General features: G+C 60.3%; 14 protein-coding genes. 13 read left to right on the forward strand and 1 reads right to left on the reverse strand.

The genetic code is table 11. The features are described 5' to 3' along the window. Window positions 1-15 precede the first annotated feature (15 nt). The 4 genes from BCF11_RS20255 (at window position 16) to BCF11_RS20270 (ending at window position 7,889) form a co-directional block, all read left to right on the forward strand. Window positions 16-2,088, forward strand: a complete 2,073-nt coding sequence (locus BCF11_RS20255; RefSeq protein ID WP_098496343.1) for a TonB-dependent receptor domain-containing protein — start codon at window positions 16-18, stop codon at window positions 2,086-2,088. Between the two features lie 193 nt (window positions 2,089-2,281). Next, window positions 2,282-3,118, forward strand: a complete 837-nt coding sequence (locus BCF11_RS20260; RefSeq protein ID WP_199110963.1) for an alpha/beta fold hydrolase — start codon at window positions 2,282-2,284, stop codon at window positions 3,116-3,118. 105 nt (window positions 3,119-3,223) lie between these two features. Next, entirely contained in the window at window positions 3,224-5,671 is a 2,448-nt protein-coding gene (locus BCF11_RS20265; RefSeq protein ID WP_098496345.1) for a penicillin-binding protein 1A, read from the forward strand. 202 nt (window positions 5,672-5,873) lie between these two features. Continuing rightward, window positions 5,874-7,889, forward strand: a complete 2,016-nt coding sequence (locus tag BCF11_RS20270; RefSeq protein WP_233212558.1) for a S9 family peptidase — start codon at window positions 5,874-5,876, stop codon at window positions 7,887-7,889. Here BCF11_RS20270 and BCF11_RS20275 read toward each other — a convergent pair. Further along, entirely contained in the window at window positions 7,886-9,532 is a 1,647-nt protein-coding gene (locus BCF11_RS20275; protein WP_098496347.1) for an isovaleryl-CoA dehydrogenase, read from the reverse strand. The genes BCF11_RS20270 and BCF11_RS20275 overlap by 4 nt on opposite strands. A gap of 248 nt (window positions 9,533-9,780) precedes the next feature. On the opposite strand from BCF11_RS20275, the gene BCF11_RS20280 reads away from it, so the two are divergent. The 9 genes from BCF11_RS20280 (at window position 9,781) to BCF11_RS20320 (ending at window position 19,465) form a co-directional block, all read left to right on the forward strand. Continuing rightward, window positions 9,781-11,907 carry a DNA polymerase III subunit gamma/tau gene (locus BCF11_RS20280; RefSeq protein ID WP_098496348.1) on the forward strand — a complete coding sequence of 709 codons (2,127 nt, stop codon included), beginning with the start codon at window positions 9,781-9,783 and terminating at the stop codon, window positions 11,905-11,907. Between the two features lie 62 nt (window positions 11,908-11,969). Beyond that, window positions 11,970-12,290, forward strand: coding sequence for a YbaB/EbfC family nucleoid-associated protein (locus tag BCF11_RS20285; protein WP_014006791.1), 321 nt, complete (start codon window positions 11,970-11,972; stop codon window positions 12,288-12,290). Between the two features lie 37 nt (window positions 12,291-12,327). Continuing rightward, the gene (gene recR / locus BCF11_RS20290) at window positions 12,328-12,924 is read left to right on the forward strand and encodes a recombination mediator RecR (RefSeq protein ID WP_098496349.1); all 597 of its coding nucleotides are present in this window, start codon (window positions 12,328-12,330) and stop codon (window positions 12,922-12,924) included. A gap of 223 nt (window positions 12,925-13,147) precedes the next feature. After that, window positions 13,148-14,185 (forward strand): ABC transporter substrate-binding protein, encoded by a 1,038-nt coding sequence (locus tag BCF11_RS20295; protein ID WP_098496350.1) that lies wholly within the window; start codon window positions 13,148-13,150, stop codon window positions 14,183-14,185. Between the two features lie 96 nt (window positions 14,186-14,281). Continuing rightward, complete coding sequence (locus BCF11_RS20300) at window positions 14,282-15,103, forward strand: ABC transporter ATP-binding protein (RefSeq protein WP_098496351.1); 822 nt, start codon at window positions 14,282-14,284, stop codon at window positions 15,101-15,103. A gap of 235 nt (window positions 15,104-15,338) precedes the next feature. After that, a complete protein-coding gene (locus tag BCF11_RS20305; protein WP_098496352.1) occupies window positions 15,339-16,190 on the forward strand; it encodes an ABC transporter permease in 852 nt (283 codons plus the stop codon). Between the two features lie 73 nt (window positions 16,191-16,263). Next, the gene (locus BCF11_RS20310) at window positions 16,264-17,376 is read left to right on the forward strand and encodes an ABC transporter substrate-binding protein (RefSeq protein ID WP_233212559.1); all 1,113 of its coding nucleotides are present in this window, start codon (window positions 16,264-16,266) and stop codon (window positions 17,374-17,376) included. Between the two features lie 24 nt (window positions 17,377-17,400). After that, window positions 17,401-18,639 (forward strand): ABC transporter permease, encoded by a 1,239-nt coding sequence (locus tag BCF11_RS20315; protein ID WP_098496353.1) that lies wholly within the window; start codon window positions 17,401-17,403, stop codon window positions 18,637-18,639. A gap of 10 nt (window positions 18,640-18,649) precedes the next feature. Next, window positions 18,650-19,465: an ABC transporter permease gene (locus BCF11_RS20320; protein WP_233212560.1), complete on the forward strand. Its 816-nt coding sequence runs from the start codon at window positions 18,650-18,652 to the stop codon at window positions 19,463-19,465. The last annotated feature ends 3 nt before the right edge of the window (window positions 19,466-19,468 follow it).

A 19,468-nucleotide genomic window follows, 5' to 3' on the forward strand; every position in this document is an offset into this window, starting at 1 on the left:
GAGGGAGTTGTAGAAATGAATTTGAAGTTAAAAAGAAGCACCGTGCAATGCGCACTGGCGCTGCCGGCCTTGTGCGGCGGCGTGTTGCTGAGCGCCGGCCAGGCCCATGCCGAGGCCACTTTGAAAGAGGTAGTGGTGACCGCCAGCGGTTACGAGCAGCAGATCAAGGAGGCGCCGGCGTCGATCAGCGTGATCACCCGCGAGCAGCTGGAAAAACAACCCTTCGCCAACCTACAGGATGCGGTCAGTCACCTGGAAGGGGTCAGCATCGTCGGCGGCGACAATAATTCCAAGGATATTTCGATACGCGGCATGCCCGGCGAATACACCCTGATCCTGGTCGACGGCAAGCGCCAGGGCACGCGCGAGACCAGCTCGCGCGGCACCGGCGGCATCCAGTCCAGCCTGATTCCGCCGCTGGCGGCGATCGAACGCATCGAAGTAGTGCGCGGCCCGATGTCGTCGCTGTATGGTTCGGATGCGATCGGCGGCGTGATCAACATCATCACGCGCAAAGTGCCGAAGGCCTGGGGCGGGGCGCTCAACGCCAGCACCATCCTGCAAGGACGTTCCAACCTGGGCAATGAATACCAGGGCGACTTTTATCTGGCGGGACCGATCAAGGACGACGTGGTCGGCCTGCAGCTGTACGGCAACCTGAATACCCGTGAGGAAGACAGGGTAGTGGACGGCACCGCCCAAACCGATACCCGCGCCATCACCGCCAAGCTAGGCATCAAGCCGGCCAGCAACCAGGACGTCACGCTGGAAGCCGGCCATGAAGAACTGAAGCGCACTTATACGCCGGGCAAATCGCTGACCGCGGACGACAGCCAGACCATCTCGGAAGATACCCGTACTCACTGGGCGGCCAGCCATAACGGCCGCTGGGCCTTCGGCAATACCGACGTCAGCCTGTACCAAGAAATCGGCAAGTTCAGCGGCAAGACCGAAGGCCCCGCCGGCCCGGAAGCCGCGCTGGCCAGCCCGAAGATCACGAACACCATCCTCGACGCTCAAGCGACGCTGCCTTTCACCACCAATATCTTGAAAGTGGGCGGCCAGTACACCCACAACCAGCTGGACGGCACCGCGGCCGAAAGCCCGAGCCGGATCGGCAAGACTGTGCTGAACTATGTCAATCCGGGTTCGATCACGCGCAAGTCGTGGGCGCTGTTCGCCGAAGATGAATATTTTGTCACCAGCAAGCTGTCGCTGACCGGCGGCCTGCGCCTCGACCACGACGACAAGTATGGCCAGCACTTCAATCCGCGCGCCTATGCGGTGTACCAGCTGTCGCCGACGCTGACCTTGCGCGGCGGCGTCGCCAAGGCTTTCCGCGCGCCCAACCTGCGCCAGAGTTCGGCCGGCTACGTGATGTCCAGCGGCGGTCCGACTTCGATGCCGGGTGTCCTGTACGGCAATCCGGACTTGAAGGCCGAAACCAGCGTCAACCAGGAAATCGGCTTGCGCTACGACGGTCCGGATGGCCTGACGGGCAGCGTGACGGTGTTCAACAACGACTTCAAGGACAAGATCGTGAGCGACTATGCCGGCCGCAACGACCCGCTGACCGGGTTGCCTTTGTATACCTACAACAATATCGCCAAGGTGAATATCCGCGGCGTCGAGTTCGGTGCGACGGTGCCTTTGTCGAATGCGTGGAAGCTGTCGGGCAACTACACCTACACCGATTCCAAGCGTGAAAGCGAGGGCGAAACGGCATTCAACGGCGGTTCCCTGAAAGGCCAGCCGCTGGACAAGACGCCCAAGCATGCCGCCAACCTCAAGCTCGACTGGCAGCCGAGCGATGCAGTATCCAGCTTTGCGCGCGTCAATTACGTCAGCGAGCAGTTCTGGGCAGCTTACCGCAACGGCGGCGCCGGTGCGCGCACGCGTCCGGCTACTACCACGTTTGACCTCGGCGCATCCTACATCGTCAACAAGATGCTGACGTTGAACGCGTCGCTGCTGAACGTCGCCGACAAGGTGGTCGACGTCGACCGCCGGCCGCGCGCCACCATCAACGGCAACTGGCTGGTGGATGAAGGCCGCCGTCTGTGGCTGGGCATGAACGCGCGTTTCTGATGATTGCCGGCCGGGGATTGCGGCGGTTTTAGCTGCCGGCTGTCCTTGATCCGTATGCACATCCCCGTGGTCAGGACGACATGGGGATGTTTTTTTTGGCGCCTCCTGAGCAGCGGCTCTAATATTCCCTTTGTCGCATCGTAACTTTCGGTTTTAAATAAGACCCCATCAAAACAGGTTTCTTGTCTTATCTATGACCGATCCGATTCACCCGATTTTGCATTTTGTTCACGGCAACAGTTTCCCCGCAGGCACATATCGCCAGTTCCTGGATTTTCTGCGGCGCGACTATGACGTACGTTCGCTCGATATCCACGCCCATAATCCGAAGTACCCGGTCACCGACGGCTGGCCGGCGCTGGTGCAGGAACTGATCGACGAGCTGGCGGCGCGCTACAGCCGGCCGGTGATCCTGGTCGGCCATTCGATGGGCGGCGGGCTTGCCTTGCTGGCGGCGCAGCGGCGGCCGGACCTGGTCAGCTGCGTGGTGATGCTGGACACGCCGGTAGTGGTCGGCTGGCGCGCCACCTTGCTGCGCGGCGCCAAGGCGCTGGGCCTGGACAACCATGTGCCGCCGGCCAAGTTTTCCGCCAAGCGGCGCAACCTGTGGCCGAGCGCCGAGGCGGCCTACCAGCATTTCGCCGGCAAGCAGGTATTTGCCAGCTGGGCGCCGGAAGTCTTGCGCGACTACATTACCTACGGGCTGGAAGAAGAGCAGGGCAACGTGGTGCTGCGTTTCCGGCGCGATATCGAAACCGCGGTTTACCGCACCTTGCCGCATAATATGAGCAGCGTGCTGAAGCGCGGTTTTCCGGTGCCGATCGGCTTTGTCGGCGGCGTCGATTCGGTCGAGTGCCGCCAGGCCGGGCTGGATGCGACCAAGCGCTTGGTCGGAAAATATTTCAAGCAGATTCCGGGCGGCCACCTGTTTCCGATGGAGTCGCCGGAACTTGCCGCCGCTACCACGCGTCAGATGATCGAGTCCCTGCTGAACGCTGGCGAGGCACGAATCCGGCGCCCGCGCAACTAATGGACTGTAACAGTCCATTACAACGAACGCATAATTGATGGCCGTTTCATGGTCTGCAGGCCCGGCATGTTGTAGGATACAGGGCTATTTCCATCGAATATTGCTATGTCATCAACAAACAGAACCAAGCAAGATACACACAACCCGCGCACCGGCAACTCCAGGAAAAACGGCAAGGGCAGCGTAGCCCACGCATTGCTGCTGACGGTGGGCGGCCTGTTCCTGGCGGGCGCTGTCATCGGCGGGTTGTTGCTGACGTATGCGCTGGTAGTCATGACGCCGCAGCTGCCGGACCTGGGCGCCATCACCGACTACCAGCCTAAAGTACCGCTGCGCATCTACACAGCCGACCATGTCCTGATCGGCGAATTCGGCGAAGAACGGCGCAGCCTGGTGAAGCTGGACGATATTCCGGCCGACATGAAGAATGCCGTGCTGGCGATCGAAGATGCGCGTTTCTACCAGCATGGCGGCATCGACGTCATCGGCATCCTGCGTGCCGGCGTGACCGATATCATGCATGGCGGCGCCTCGCAGGGCGCCAGCACCATCACCATGCAGGTCGCGCGCAACGTCTTCCTGTCCAGCGAAAAAACCTATTCGCGCAAGATCTATGAAATCCTGCTGGCCTACAAGATCGAGTCGGCGCTGAGCAAGGACCAGATCCTGGAGGTCTATATGAACCAGATCTACCTGGGCCAGCGTTCCTTCGGTTTCGCCGCGGCCGCGCGCACCTATTTCGGCAAGGACCTGAAAGACATCACCCTGGCGCAGGCAGCGATGCTGGCCGGCTTGCCGAAAGCGCCTTCGGCCTACAATCCGGTGGTCAATCCGAAGCGCGCGCATGTGCGCCAGCAATACATCCTGAAGCGCATGCTGGATCTCAAGTTCATCACCCAGGAACAGTTCGACCAGGCGGCGGCGGAAGACATCCAGGTCAAGACCAAGGGCAACAACTACAATGTGCACGCCGAGTACGCGATTGAAATGGTGCGCCAGATGCTGTTTGCGCAGTACAAGGAAGATACTTATACGCGCGGCCTGACGGTGATCACCACGCTGAATTCGGCGGACCAGGCCGCGGCCTACGATGCCGTGCGCAAGGGCGTGATGGACTACGACCGCCGCCATGGCTACCGCGGCCCGGAAGCGAGCATCGACCTGCCGGCGGCCGGCGACGAGCGCGACCAGGCGATCGAAGACGCCTTGCAGGACAAGCCCGACAATGACGATATCCTGCCGGCCGTGGTGCTGAGCGCCGATCCCAAGCAGGTGCAGGTGATGCTGCGCAACGACAGCACCGTCACCATCAGCGGCGAAGGCTTGCGGCTTGCCGCTTCCGCCTTGAGCGCCAAGGCCGGCAAGAACCTGAAGATCCAGAAGGGTTCGGTGATCCGCGTCATCAATACCGCCAAGGGCTGGCAGATCACCCAGCTGCCGCAGGTGGAGGCGACCATGGTGTCGCTGACGCCGCAGAACGGCGCGATCCGTTCGCTGGTGGGCGGCTTCGACTTCAACCAGAACAAGTTCAACCACGTGACGCAAGCCTGGCGCCAGCCGGGTTCCACCTTCAAGCCGTTCATCTATTCGGCGGCGCTGGAAAAGGGTTTCGGCCCGGCATCGATCATCAACGATGCGCCTGTGTCTTTTCCCGGCGCACCTGGCCAGGGTGCCTGGGAACCGAAGGACGACGACCAGCCTGACGGCCCGATGCCGCTGCGCACCGGCCTGCAGCGCTCGAAGAACCTGATATCGATTCGCCTTCTGGATGCGATCGGCGTCAAGTATGCGCAGGATTTCGTCACCAGCCATTTCGGTTTCGATGTCGACAAGACGCCGCCCTACCTGCCGCTGGCGCTGGGCGCCGGCCAGGTGACGCCGCTGCAGCTGGTGGGCGCCTATGCGGTGCTGGCCAACGGCGGCTATCGCGTCAATCCTTACCTGATCGCGCAAGTGACCGACTCGCGCGGCAATGTGCTGTCCAAGGTCGAGCCGCAGGTCGCCGGCGAGAACGCCACGCGGGTGCTGGATGCGCGCAACAGCTACATCATGACCAGCTTGCTGCAATCGGTGGCGCAGCGCGGCACCGGCGCCGGCACCAACGTGCTGCACCGTACCGACCTGGCCGGCAAGACCGGCACCACCAACGATGCTTTCGACGGCTGGTTTGCCGGCTACCAGAGCACCCTGGTGGCGGTGGCATGGATGGGCTACGACCAGCCGAAGAGCCTGGGCAGCCGCGAGTTCGGCGCCCAGCTGGCCTTGCCGATCTGGACCGAGTACATGGGCCGCGCCCTGCGTGGCGTGCCGCAAACCCAGATGCCTATGCCGGCCGGGATCACTACCATCAACAACGAGTTCTACTTCGATAATTTCACGCCGGGCAATGGCTTTATCGCCTCGCTTGGATTAGGCGCTGGAGCGGCGCCGCTTGAAATCGGCCCGGATGGCGTGCCGATTCCGCCGGCTGCGCCGCCAGCACCCGGAGCGCCGCCGGCAACGCCGCAAGAGGAAGAGAAGCAAAATATCCTGAAGCTGTTCAGCGGCCACTGACGCTGCCTGCCGACGGGCTGCAAACAAGCCGGCGATATCCATACGGGGTATCGCCGGTTTTTTTTGAATGTAAAATCGGCCGCATGTGATTTTTTTATCCTGTCTCGACAGGCATATGGTTTTTTCGAGGAAAGGCAAATACACTGCAGGCAGCGCTGTTTCCATTGACTATTCATCTATCGCCTGCCGCAAGGAATTCGCAATGCCTTTTAGACGCTTGCAAGGAATCCGCCGCTTCCCCGCCTTACTCGTGCTGGTCTGGTCCGTCGTCTGCGGCTCGGCAGGTGCCCAGACTGCCGCCAGCCTGCCCAGCATTGAAAGCTTCTTTGCCTATCCGACCCTGGTCAATGCCCAGTTGTCTCCGAATGGCCGCTACGTGGCGATGCTGGTGCCAGCCAAGGATGGCTATGTGCGGCTGGGGGTGATGGATGTCGCCGAGCGCGCGCCGAAGGTGATCGCCAGTTTCGATGGCGCCGATATCCGTCAGTTTCACTGGGTGAACAGCGAGCGGCTGGTGTTCGATGCCGGCGACAAGAACATCGGTGTCGGCGAGCAGACCCAGGCCAGCGGCTTGTATGCGATCAATCGGGACGGCACGGATTTCCGCCAATTGGTGTTGCGCGGAGTCCAGCAGCAAAGCAGCGCCGTGCGTGGCGCCTTGCCGTGGAATACCTTTTTCTACTCGACCATCCGTGATTCCGACGATATTTACGTCGGCCAGATCGACGCTGGCGGCAGCGGCAGGGTCAAGCCTATGCATTTGCTCCGCCTGAATACCAGGACAGGCCGCGCCGCCGTGATCGACCGGCCCGGCCTGACTACCCGCTGGCTGACGGATTGGCAAGGGGAGCCGCGCGTCGCCACCACACTGGAAGGCGACATGGAGGCCGTCTTTTATCTGGATCCCGGGCTGAAAAGCTGGCGCAAGCTGGCTGAGTTCAATGCTTTTGTCGGCCGTGGCTTCACTCCCTATTTCCTGGGGCCGGACGGCAGTCTTTATGTGAGTTCGCGCCAGGGCACGGATAAAATTTCGCTATACCGCTACGACCTTGAGAAAAACAGCATAGCCCCGGAGCCGCTGGTATCGCTCAAGGGTTACGATTTCTCTGGCGCTATCGTCAGCAACGACAGGAAATTCCTGGGAGTGCGCTTTGAAACCGACGCCGAAGACACCAGATGGTTTGATCCGGAGATGCAAGCGATGCAGAAAGCGGTCAATGATCTGCTGCCGTCCACGGTTAACCGGATCGGCGTTGCCGGCCATGCGGAAACCCCCTATGTGCTGGTGAGATCGTATTCCGATGTCCAGCCTGTGGTCTATTTTTTGTATGACAGCAAGCAGAAAAAGCTGGCTGTGCTTGGCAGTTCGATGCCGCAGATCAATCCGCTGCAGATGTCGGGCAAGGACATGGTGCGGTATAAAGCGCGCGACGGCCTGGAAATCCCGGCTTACCTGACCATGCCGAACGGCGCCGGCAAGAAAAATCTGCCGATGGTGGTGCTGGTGCATGGCGGCCCTTATGTGCGCGACGGCTCGTGGGGCTGGAATGCCGAAGTGCAGTTCCTGGCGTCGCGCGGCTACGTCGTGCTTGAGCCTGAATTCCGCGGCAGCACTGGCTTTGGCTGGAAGCATTTCAAGGCAGGCTGGAAGCAATGGGGGCTGGCCATGCAGGACGATGTTGCCGATGGCGCCAAATGGGCGATTGCACAAGGAATCGCCGATCCGAAACGGATTTGCATCGCCGGCGCCAGCTATGGCGGCTATGCCACGCTGATGGGGCTGGTCAACGACCCGGACCTGTATCGCTGCGGCTTCGAGTGGGCCGGCGTGACCGACATCAACCTCATGTACAACCTCAGCTGGAGCGATATCTCCGACGAGTACCTGAAGTACGGCATGCCGCAGCTGGTGGGCGACCAGCAAAAGGATGCCGCGCAATTGAAGGCCACCTCACCGCTGGAAAATGCAGCGCGCATCAGGCAGCCCTTGCTGCTGGCCTATGGCGGCTCCGACAAGCGGGTGCCATTGGCGCACGGCAGCAAATTCCGCGATGCGGTCAAGGCCACCAACCCGGACGTCGAATGGATTGAATATCCGGAAGAAGGGCATGGCTGGCGGCTGCAGAAAAACAATATCGATTTCTGGAGCCGCGTCGAGAAATTCCTTGGCCGGCAAATCGGCAAGCCCACTTCTGCCGATCAGGTCGACAGGCCCTAGCTGGCCCAAGTCCGCTGCAAGATCGTTTTCTGCAGATGCGGCGCCGCCAGGGTGCCGTAGACGCGGCCGCCCATGGCTTCGCTGCGGCTAGCGATGAAGGCTTCGGCGACCACCGCCGGCGCGTGCTGCAGCATCAATGCGCCTTGTATGGTGAGGACCAGGCGCTGGACGAAGCGCCGTCCCAGCATTTCGCGCTGGTCAGGCGGCGTCGCCAGGTCCTTCATCAGGTCGTCCAGCATGCTGCGCAGGCCGGGATGCTGGCTGGCGCTTTCGCCTAGCTGCGTCAGCAGCAGGTCGAAGCCGGCCGGCTCGCGTTCGATGGCGCGCAATACGTCCAGGCACATCACATTGCCGGAGCCTTCCCAGATCGAGTTGACCGGCGCCTCGCGGTAGAAGCGCGCCATCGGTCCGGTCTCGACATAGCCGTTGCCGCCCCAGATTTCCATGCATTCGCCGGTGAACTCCAGGGCGCGCTTGCAGATCCAGAATTTGGCGGCTGGCGTAACGATACGGCGCCAGGCACGCTGCAGGGGATCGTCAGGATGCTCGAAGGCGCTGGCCAGCTGCAGCATCAGCAAGGTCGCCGCTTCGCTTTCCAGGGCCAGGTCGGACAACACGTTCTGCATCAGCGGCTGCTCCGCCAGTTCGCGGCCGAAGGCGCTCCTGTTGCGCGCGTGGTGCAAGGCCTGCACCAGCGCTTGGCGCATCAGGCCGGCGGCGCCGATGACGCAATCGAGGCGGGTATGGTTGGCCATTTCAATGATGGTCGGGATGCCGCGCCCTTCGTCGCCGACCATGATGCCGAACGCGTCGCGGAACTCGACTTCGCTGCTGGAATTGGAACGGTTGCCGAGCTTGTCCTTGAGGCGCTGGATCTGTACTGGATTCTTGCTGCCGTCAGGCCGCCAGCGCGGCACGAAAAAGCAGCTCAGGCCCATCTCGGTGCGCGCCAGCACCATGTGGGCATCGCACATCGGCGCCGAAAAAAACCATTTGTGGCCGGTCAGCAGGTAGCCGGCGCCGCGTCCGGAGCCGCCTTCCAGCGGCAGCGCCGCGGTGGTGTTGCTGCGCACATCGGAGCCGCCTTGCTTTTCCGTCATGCCCATGCCGATCAGGATCGAGTGCTTGTGTTCGAGGGCGAGGTCGCGGCTATCATGTTCACATGACAATAGTTTTGACTGCAGCGCGGCATACAGCGCCGGCTCCTGCTGCAGCACCGGGATAGAGGCGAAGGTCATGGTGGTGGGGCAGAGCGAGCCGGCTTCCACCTGGGCATGCAGGAAATAACCGGCCGCACGGGCTACGTGGCTGCCGCTTTGCGGCTTGATCCAGGGCAGGGCGTGCAAGCCTTCGCGCCGCAGCATGCCCAGCAAGGCATGCCAGGCCGGATGGAATTCGACGGAATCGATGCGGTTGCCGGTGCGGTCGAAGGTATTCAGTTCGGGCTGGTGGCGGTTGGCCAGTTCGGCCAGCTGCCAGCTTTCCTTGCTGCCGAGCTCGGCGCCGTAGCGCGCCAGCGCATCGGCATGCCATTGTCCATGCAGGCGCTGGACGCCGCTTTGCAGGATGGTGTCGTCGAGGTAAAGATTATTGCCATACAGCTCAGCAACCTGGTTCGTCACTTCATGGGTCTGTCCTTGCATGCCTGGTCTCCTGATATTCTTCAGTATTAGAGTGGATCACTTGACTTTACCCCTTGCAGAGGCCTTCGGATAGCTGCTTTATTGCAATTATTTAGAGCCGGAGTTCAGTCCTGCAGCGGCTTGCCGGCGAGTGTGTCAAACGGCTATCGCCAGCTGTGGCGGGCTGCCAAGTTTAAAAAGCGTGTTAACTTCGTCTGTCAGGTAAAATGTCGGTTGTATTTCACAACATGCAGACCCTATTCGCCTCTATGTCCTATCAAGTCCTCGCCCGTAAATATCGCCCCAGAAGCTTCGATACGCTGGTCGGCCAGGAACACGTCGTAAGGGCCTTGACGCACGCCTTGGAGCAACAGCGTCTGCACCATGCCTATCTGTTCACAGGCACGCGCGGCGTCGGCAAGACGACCCTGTCGCGTATCCTGGCGAAATCGCTGAATTGCATCGGCGCCGACGGCAACGGCGGCATTACCGCGGAACCTTGCGGCGTGTGCGACGCCTGCGTGGCGATCGATGCCGGCCGTTTCGTCGATTATATCGAGATGGACGCCGCCTCCAACCGCGGCGTCGATGAAATGGCGCAACTGCTGGAGCAGGCTGTGTATGCGCCGTCCAATGCGCGCTTCAAGGTCTATATGATCGACGAAGTGCACATGCTGACCAACCATGCCTTCAACTCGATGCTGAAGACGCTGGAAGAGCCGCCGGAACATGTCAAGTTCATCCTGGCCACCACCGATCCGCAGAAGATCCCGGTGACGGTGCTGTCGCGCTGCCTGCAGTTCAACCTGAAGCAGATGCCGCCTGGCCATATCATCAGCCACCTGGACAATATCCTCGGCCAGGAAAAAATCGAATTCGAAACCCCGGCCTTGCGCTTGCTGGCGCAGGGCGCGCACGGTTCGATGCGCGATGCGCTGTCGCTGACCGACCAGGCGATCGCCTATGCCGCCGGCAAGGTGACGCTGGAAGCGGTGCAAGGCATGCTCGGCGCGCTGGACCAGTCCTATCTGATCCGCGTGCTGGATGCGCTGGCGCAAAAGGACGGCCCCGGCCTGCTGGCGGTGGCCGACGACATGGCCAGCCGCAGCCTGTCCTACAGCGCTGCGCTGCAGGATCTGGGCACCTTGCTGCACCGGATCGCCCTGGCGCAAAGTGTGCCTGCAGCCCTGGCAGAAGATTTGCCGGAACGCGAAGAAATCATCCGCCTGGCCGGCTTGTTCGATGCCGAAGAAGTACAGCTGTTTTACCAGATCGCCGTCCACGGCCGCAATGAACTGGGCCTGGCGCCGGACGAATACGCCGGCTTTTCGATGACCTTGCTGCGCATGCTGGCCTTCCGCCCGCAAGCCGACGGCGGCACCGTGACGCCGCCGGCTGTCAGCCGTCCGCGGCCACAGGCTAGTGCTGCACAGGCTGCATCAGCGCCAGCAGCGGCTGTCGTGCGGCCGGCGCCGGCTACCCAGGCTGCGGCTCCTGCTCCCGCCGCGGCACGCTTGAGTAGCGCGCCGCAAACGCTCAGCACCAGCGCGCCCGTGGCCCGCCCCGACACCAGCGGCATGAGTCCGGCCAGAGCCGCCCTGGAGGCAGCTCGTGCGGCGGCTTCTTCGCGCAAGGGCGGTAGTGCTGCGCGCCCGGCGCCGGCACAACCGGTTGCTGCTGAACTCATGCCTGCGCCGGCTGCGGCTGCTGCGCCGGCGGCAGTCAAGCCGCGGTCTGCAGCGCCAGCCTACGAGCCGCAAAATTCGTCAGTGCCGCCGTGGGAAGAAGAGATCCCGCTGCCTATGGATTTGCCGGATACCGAGTTTTCCAGCTCGGCGGCTGAAAAAAAAACTGAATCGTATTCGATAGCGCCGTCGCGGCCGGTCGGTACCGGCAATGCGCGCCAGGCGCCGGCGCTGCGTCCCGAAGCTGTGGCGCCGCCGCCTCAAGTTCCGGCCGAGCCTTTGCCGCCGCTGGTGCTGCAACCCGACGCCAACCTCAACTGGGACGGTAACTGGCCGGTGCTGGCTGCCGGCCTGGCGGTGCGCGGCGTAGCGCACCAGCTGGCGCAGCAGAGTGAGCTGATCAAGTGCGACAGCAGCGGCCCCGCGGCGCTGATCCACTTGCGGATTCCGCTCGATACCTTGCGTTCCGCTGGCAGCGTTGATAAATTGGCGGCCGCGCTTAGCGAACACTTCGACCGCATGGTGAAAGTGGAAACCGAACTTGGCAACGTACGCCATACCGCCAACGCGCAGGCGATGGCGGCGCAGGCGGAACGGCAGCGGCTGGCGGAACAGACCGCCCGCAACGATCCATTCATCCAGAGCATGATGCGGGAATTCGGCGCATCGATCGTACCAGGATCGATCAAGCCAATAGGTGAGGCGAAGTAGGGCGGGACATTATCGCGCTGCTCTTTGCTTTGCGAATTTAATTTTTTAACAGGAGAAGCACCATGATGAAGGGCCAACTGGCAGGGCTGATGAAACAAGCCCAGGCAATGCAGGACAACATGAAAAAGATGCAAGACCAACTGGCCTTGATCGAAGTCGAAGGCGAGTCGGGCGCAGGCCTGGTGAAAGTCGTGATGACTTGCAAGAACGCAGTCAAGCGCGTGGCGATCGATGCTTCGCTGCTGGCGGACGACAAGGACATGCTGGAAGACCTGGTGGCTGCCGCTTTCAACGACGCAGTGCGCAAGGCTGAAGCGCTGTCGGCTGAAAAGATGTCGGGCCTGACCGCCGGCATGCCTGCCGGTTTCAAGTTGCCATTCTGAATCCCGTCATTGAGCGTTGCATGAACCAAGGCTAGCCGTGAAAGTACCCTCCAGTCTTACCCTGCTCACAGAAGCCTTGCGTCACTTGCCCGGCGTCGGTCCGAAATCGGCCCAGCGCATGGCTTATCATCTGCTGCAGCATGACCGCGACGGCGCCGCCCTGCTGGGGCGGGCGCTGACCCAGGCGGTCGACCAGATCCGCCATTGCGCGCTCTGCAATACCTTTACCGAGAACGAGGTGTGCGAAACCTGCCTCGATCCCGAGCGCGACCCGACCTTGCTGTGCGTGGTCGAAACACCGACCGACCAGCTGATGATCGAACAGACCCTGACTTTCAAGGGCCTGTACTTCGTCCTGATGGGACGGCTTTCGCCGCTGGACGGCATTGGTCCCAAGGACATCCAGCTGGAGAAACTGGTAGGCCGTGCTACCGACGGCGTGGTGAAGGAAGTGGTCCTGGCGACCAATTTCACCAACGAGGGCGAGGCCACGGCCCACTACATCAGCGAAACCATGAAAGCGCGCGGCTTGCAGGTGAGCCGCCTGGCGCGCGGCGTGCCGGTCGGCGGCGAGCTGGAATATGTGGATGCCGGCACCATTGCCCGCGCCATGCTGGACCGGCGAGCGACTTAGCCATCTACGCCGTGAAGAACACGAAACCCGCGAAAGAAGCACAAATCCGATCACATCGATTTCTGCCTTTTTCGCGGGTTTTTTATTTTTCAAGGATAAATTTTTAGCGATGGCTAGACAGATCGTGCCGCCCAGCCGAATTTCTGTTATTTTGCATAACTAGAGCGAAAGATATCGCCGCGCACGTAATTCGAAATCCCGAAAAGAATCATGAGGAGACAACATGAAATTAAGCTGGAAGCAGTTCGCAATTGCTCTTTGTTTGTTCCTGGCCGGTTATCTGACATTCAACAGCAATCTGTTTGCGCAGACGCCGGAGAAGACCAAGGTATCGATCGCGGTTGGCGGTAAAAACCTGTTCTATTATCTGCCTTTGACGATCGCCGAGCAGCTCGGCTATTTCAAGGATGAAGGCCTGGATGTACAGATTTCCGATTTCGCCGGTGGCGCCAAGGCTTTGCAGGCGCTGATCGGCGGCAGCGCTGACGTGGTTTCCGGCGCCTTCGAGCACACCATCAGCATGCAAGCCAAGAACCAGCGCATCACCGCCTTCGTGCTGCAGGGCCGGGCGCCGCAGATCGTCATGGGCGTGTCCAACAAGACCATGCCCAACTACAAGACCATCGCCGACCTCAAGGGCAAGAAGATAGGCGTCACGGCGCCGGGTTCCTCGACCAGCATGATGTCCAATTTCGTGCTGGCCAAGGGCGGGCTCAAGCCGACTGACGTTTCCTACATCGGCGTCGGCGCTTCGGCCGGCGCCTTGTCGGCGCTGCGTTCCGGTTCCATCGACGTGATCGTCAATCTCGATCCGCTGATCACCATGATGCAGAAAAATAACGAGATCAGGATCATCTCCGACACGCGCACCCTGAAAGACACCAATGCGGTGTTCGGCGGCCCGATGCCGGCGGCCACCCTGTATGCTTCCGCCGACTTCATCAAGAAATATCCCAATACCACGCAAGCACTGACCAACGCCATGGTGCGTGCGCTCAAGTGGTTGCAGAAGGCTACGCCGGAAGACGTCGCCAAGGTCGTGCCGGAGAGTTACCAGCTGGGCGACCGCGACTTGTATCTCGACGCCTTCAACAAGATGCGCGAAGCGCTGTCGCCGGACGGCATGATCCCGGAAGAAGGGCCGAAGGTGGCCTTGCATACGCTGGAAGCTTTCGATCCCGAACTGGCCGGCAAGAATATCGACCTGTCGCAGACTTACACCAATGAGTTCGTCAAGAAGGCTGACGCCAAATACAAGTGAACAACCGCCCGCCACCTTTACCGCCTGCGGGCGGCACGGGTTGCGGGCTGTAGACGGCTTCCGTTGAAATCTTCTTCGGCTCAGGCCGTATCTCCTATGACTTCCGCATCGACTCCTGCTCTTTTCCTGGACAACATCAGCTGTACCTTCGTCTCCAAGGACGATCGTTCGCAGCGCTATACCGCGGTGGCGGATACCAGCCTGTCGATCGCACCGGGCGAATTCGTTTCCGTGGTGGGACCGACCGGCTGCGGAAAATCGACCTTGCTGAATGTCGGCGCCGGCTTGCTGCAACCGTCCACCGGCAGCGTCAAGGTATTCGGCGAACCGCTGGCCGGCATCAATCGCCGTGCCGGCTATATGTTCCAGGCGGAAGCGCTGATGCCCTGGCGCAGCGCGCTGCAAAACGTCATCGCCGGCCTGCAATACCGCGAAACCGATGAAGCCAAAGCGCGTCAGCTGGGCGAGGAATGGCTGGCCCGGGTCGGCCTGCAAGGTTTCGGTGACCGCTACCCGCATCAGTTGTCGGGCGGCATGCGCAAGCGGGTGGCGCTGGCGCAGACCCTGATCCTGGATCCCGACATCATCTTGATGGACGAGCCGTTTTCGGCGCTCGACATCCAGACCCGGCAGCTGATGGAAAACGAAGTGCTGGAGTTGTGGAGCGCCAAGCGCAAGGCGGTGCTGTTCATCACTCACGACCTGGATGAAGCGATCGCCATGTCGGACCGGGTGGTGGTGCTATCGGCCGGACCGGCCACCCATCCGATCGGCGAATTCGTGATCGACCTGCCGCGCCCGCGCGACGTCGCTGAAATCCGCGGCGAGCCGCGCTTCGTTGAGCTGCACCAGCAAATCTGGAGCGTGCTGCGCGACGAGGTGCTGAAGGGCTACCAGCAGCAAAAGAAAGCTAGCTAACGCGATCTCTAAAAATACCGTCATCCCCGCGAACGCGGGGATCCAGATTACTGAATATGGCAGTGAAAATGGATTCCCGCGTTAGCGGGAATGACCGGGGCGCGTAGCCGGGGCCGACGAGGCCGGGGCGCGCAGCTGGGGTCGCCTAGACGGGGCCGCGTAGCTGGGAGCGGCTGGCCGATTTTTTTGCCAGGGTCGCGACAATGTTAACGTTCAACAAAAGTGGGACAGAATCATGTGGAAAGCCATCAAGCCGAATTACAAGAACCTGCGGGTATATCAAGCACTGGTGCTGCTGCTGTTTTTCGGCATCTGGCACCTGGCCACGCGCAATCCGCAGACCGCGTTTTTCTTTGGCGAGCCGCTCAAGGTGCTGCAGCGGGTCTGGCAATGGTTCACGGTCGGCAGTGGCAGCCTGGAAATCGGCTTCGGCGACCATACCTGGTTCACCCTGAGCTTTCCGGCGGAAATCTATTCGCACCTGCTGGTGACCCTGACTGAAACCATGCTGGCGTTCGGCATCGGCACGGTGTTCGGCCTTGGCGTCGGTTTGTGGCTGGCCTTGTCGCCGCTGACCTCAGCCATCCTCGATCCCTACATCAAGGCCTCCAACGCCATGCCGCGCGTGATCCTGGCGCCTATCTTCGCCATGTGGTTCGGCCTCGGCATCTGGTCCAAGGTGGCGCTGGCGGTGACGCTGGTGTTTTTCATCGTGTTCTTCAATGTCTATCAGGGCGTGCGCGAAGTTAGCCCGGTAGTGCTGGCCAACGCCCGCATGCTCGGCGCCAGCCAGCGCCAGCTGCTGCGCACGGTGTACCTGCCTTCGGCTACATCCTGGGTGTTTTCCAGCCTGCACACCTCGGTCGGGCTGGCGTTTGTCGGCGTCATCGTCGGCGAATACCTGGGCTCGGCGCGTGGGGTCGGTTACCTGATCTTGCAGGCGGAGGGGGCGTTTGATATCAACACTGTGTTTGCCGGCATCCTTGTGCTGACGGCTTTTGCGCTGGTGCTGGATACGGTGGTGGGGATGATCGAGAAGCGCTTGATGAAGTGGCAGCCTAAGAGCGGCGAGACCGAGCGTTTGTAACAACCCTTCGTCTGCGCCAGAAGCGCAGCAATAAACTGACTAAGGCGTCGTTAGGGCCATAAGGCGATAACAAATGTATTTTAAAAAATACGTGACTTTATTTAAAAATAAGATATATCATATAAAATATATTAAAAACGAGGGCGGCGTGATGAAATATTTATCAAAACTGGCATGCATTCTCATCGTTGGCTTGAGCGGCCAGGCAGTGGCCCGAGACCTGACCGTAGTCGCTTTTGGCGGCGCCACGCAAGAGGCCTTTAACCACGCTTACTTTCAGCCATTCGTTACACAGAGCAAGAAGCGGATCGTGCAGGATAGTTATACCGGCGGCATTGCCCGTCAAAAGGCGATGGTGGAATCTGGCAACATCACTTGGGATGTGGTGCAGATGGATGAAAATGAAATGGCCTTGGCATGCGAGCAAGGCTTGCTTGAAGTGATTGATTTCAAGCAGTTGTCAAACGCCAAAGAAATCACGCCGGCGGCCCTTTCCAAGTGTGGTGTAGGAGCGTTTGTCTGGTCTGAAGTGCTCACTTACGACAGCAAAAAATTCGGCGTGGATGGACCGAAGACCTGGGCGCAATTCTGGGATATAAAGAAGTGGCCCGGTAAGCGCGGCTTGCGCAAGCAGGCACGGATGACGCTGGAGATTGCATTGATGGCGGATGGCGTTAAACCGGCGGATGTGTACACATTGCTTGCCACCAAAGCCGGACAAGACCGCGCATTCGCCAAGATGGACCAGATCAAGTCCAGCATCCAATGGTGGGAATCCGGCGCGCAGCCGCTGGAATGGCTGGCTTCCGGAACCGTTGTGGCTACAGCGGCCTATAGCGGCCGTATCGCGATTGCAAACCGCGAAGGCAGTCATTTTCCGATTGCTTGGGACAATCAGCTCTACAGCATGGATTACTGGACCCTCATCAAGAACACGCCCAACAAAGCAAGCGCGCTTGATCTGCTCAATACCATGCTGAGCGCTGAGCGTCAAAAAACGTTCACAGACTTGATCCCATACGGCATTCTCAATATGCGCACAGCTGCCATGATCAAACCGGATGTCCTCGCACAGTTGCCGACCGCGCCGCAGAACATGAAGACGGCGCTGCTGCTGGATAGCCATTTCTGGGTAGATCATGAAGAAGAGATCATGGCGCGATTCAATCAATGGATTGCGCAGTAAATGACAACAAGAAAGGATCGCGTTTTGCCTAAGCTCTCTGTTCCGGCATCACTGCAACAGGCGATACGCCAATCGACGCAGCGCAAGCGGATGATTTCGCTATGGCTGACGGCGCCGTTGACGCTGTATATCGCACTATTTTTTTTGCTGCCGATAGGGATGATGTTTTATCGCGCAGTCGCCAATCCGGAAATGATCGAGGCCATGCCACGCACCGTCAAGGCTTTGGCGGCTTGGCAAAGGACAACGGCATTGCCGCCGGCAGAGGCATATCAGGCAGTCGCTGACGATCTGATTGCCGCCGGCGGCAGCAAACCGCTAGGCGAACTGGCCCGGCGTTTGAATTACGAAGCCAGCGGCTATCGCAGCTTGATTCTAAAAACGGCCAGGCAGTTGTCGCAGGCGGAAGCGGCGCCAGACATGCAATTGCGGCTGGCGGCGATCGATGCACGCTGGAGCGACCCTGAAGTCTGGCATGCTCTGCGTCGCCTGGCGCCTGCCTACACGCCGTACTACCTGTTGACGGCGCTCGACTTGCGTGTGACAAACGACGGCGGCATCAGCCGTGTGCCGGCAGACCAGCGGATCTATTTGAACATCCTTTTCAAGACCGTCAAGATTGCTTTCATCGTCACCTTGTTATGTCTACTCCTCGGCTATCCGCTGGCGGCATTGATGGTAAAGGCGCCTAAACGGCTGGGTTTCCTGCTGCTGATGGCGGTGCTGCTGCCTTTCTGGACGTCGCTGCTGGCGCGTACCACCGCCTGGATCGTCGTATTGCAAAACGACGGACTGGTGAATAAATTGCTGCTGGCCCTGCATCTGATCGACCAGCCGGCAGAACTGATATTCAATGCTACCGGCTTGTACATCGTCATGGTGCACATCCTGCTGCCGTTCATGGTGTTGCCGATTTATAGTGCGATGAAAGGGGTTGCGCCGCATTTCATGCGTGCCTCCGCATCGCTCGGCGCGCACCCGGTACGCGGCTTTTTCCGGATATACCTGCCCCTAACCATGCCGGGCGTCGGCGCCGGTGCTCTACTGACGTTTATCGTCGCGGCAGGGTATTACGTTACGCCATCGCTGGTTGGCGGCGCCAAGGAACAGATGCTGGGTTACTTCATCGCGTTCTATACCAATACCACGATCAACTGGGGTATGGCATCAGCCTTGGGCATCGTGATGCTGAGTTGCATCATGCTCATCTACCTAGTCGCTGCACGTAGCATCGGCGTCCGTCAAATCGTAGGATTGCGCTAGGAGTTTTCTCTTGAGTCATTTGCATCTATGCCTGATCGGCAAGTCGCTGCACTATGTGTTTGGCGCCGTCATGATCGTGTTTCTGCTTGCACCCTTGATTGCCGTGGTGCCGCTCTCGTTCAGCGCCGGCAGCTTTCTTTCCTACCCGATTCCGGGTTTTTCGACACAGTGGTACCAGAATGTATTTACAGCTGGGCCATGGATGGATGCGTTGCGCAACAGTTTGATTGTCGGTGTCGCCTCGACCATGCTGTCAACCGTGATCGGTACACTGGCCGCGTTAGCCTTCGCCCGGCGTAATCTGCCGGCGGCGCGCACCTTGCTGGCGTTCATGATTTCACCGATGATCGTGCCATCGGTGATCAGCGGTTTGGGTATGTACTTTCTGTTCGGCCAGATTGGTCTTGCCTCCACGCTGCTGGGCTTGGTGCTGGCGCACACTGTGCTGGCAACGCCGTTTGTCCTGATCACAGTCACGGCGACGTTGCAAGGCTTCGATATGAATCTGCTGCGCGCGGCCGCCAGCCTTGGGGCATCGCCGCTGCGCGCTTTCTTCAACGTGGCGATCCCGTTGATCGCACCAGGCATGATTTCCGGCGCATTGTTTGCATTCATGACGTCGTTTGATGAAATTGTTGTCGCGCTGTTCATCAGCGGTCCCGGCCAACGTACTCTGCCGCGGCAAATGTTCGACGGTATTCGCGATAGCATCAATCCCTCCATCCTGGCGATGTCGTCCTTCTTGCTGCTCATGGCAGTAGGCGTTCTACTGCTTGCAGCATGGATGGCTCGTCAATCAAACCGGCATCGCACTAGCAATGGGTAAGCA

The organism is Collimonas sp. PA-H2, assembly GCF_002564105.1.
In the GTDB taxonomy this organism is placed as follows: domain Bacteria; phylum Pseudomonadota; class Gammaproteobacteria; order Burkholderiales; family Burkholderiaceae_D; genus Collimonas.

Coding starts and splice junctions, on each gene's coding strand:
- BCF11_RS20255 (WP_098496343.1), top strand. CDS start 16: ATGAATTTGAAGTTAAAAAGAAGCACCGTGCAATGCGCACTGGCGCTG.
- BCF11_RS20260 (WP_199110963.1), top strand. CDS start 2,282: ATGACCGATCCGATTCACCCGATTTTGCATTTTGTTCACGGCAACAGT.
- BCF11_RS20265 (WP_098496345.1), top strand. CDS start 3,224: ATGTCATCAACAAACAGAACCAAGCAAGATACACACAACCCGCGCACC.
- BCF11_RS20270 (WP_233212558.1), top strand. CDS start 5,874: ATGCCTTTTAGACGCTTGCAAGGAATCCGCCGCTTCCCCGCCTTACTC.
- BCF11_RS20275 (WP_098496347.1), bottom strand. CDS start 9,532: ATGCAAGGACAGACCCATGAAGTGACGAACCAGGTTGCTGAGCTGTAT.
- BCF11_RS20280 (WP_098496348.1), top strand. CDS start 9,781: ATGTCCTATCAAGTCCTCGCCCGTAAATATCGCCCCAGAAGCTTCGAT.
- BCF11_RS20285 (WP_014006791.1), top strand. CDS start 11,970: ATGATGAAGGGCCAACTGGCAGGGCTGATGAAACAAGCCCAGGCAATG.
- BCF11_RS20295 (WP_098496350.1), top strand. CDS start 13,148: ATGAAATTAAGCTGGAAGCAGTTCGCAATTGCTCTTTGTTTGTTCCTG.
- BCF11_RS20300 (WP_098496351.1), top strand. CDS start 14,282: ATGACTTCCGCATCGACTCCTGCTCTTTTCCTGGACAACATCAGCTGT.
- BCF11_RS20305 (WP_098496352.1), top strand. CDS start 15,339: ATGTGGAAAGCCATCAAGCCGAATTACAAGAACCTGCGGGTATATCAA.
- BCF11_RS20310 (WP_233212559.1), top strand. CDS start 16,264: ATGTATTTTAAAAAATACGTGACTTTATTTAAAAATAAGATATATCAT.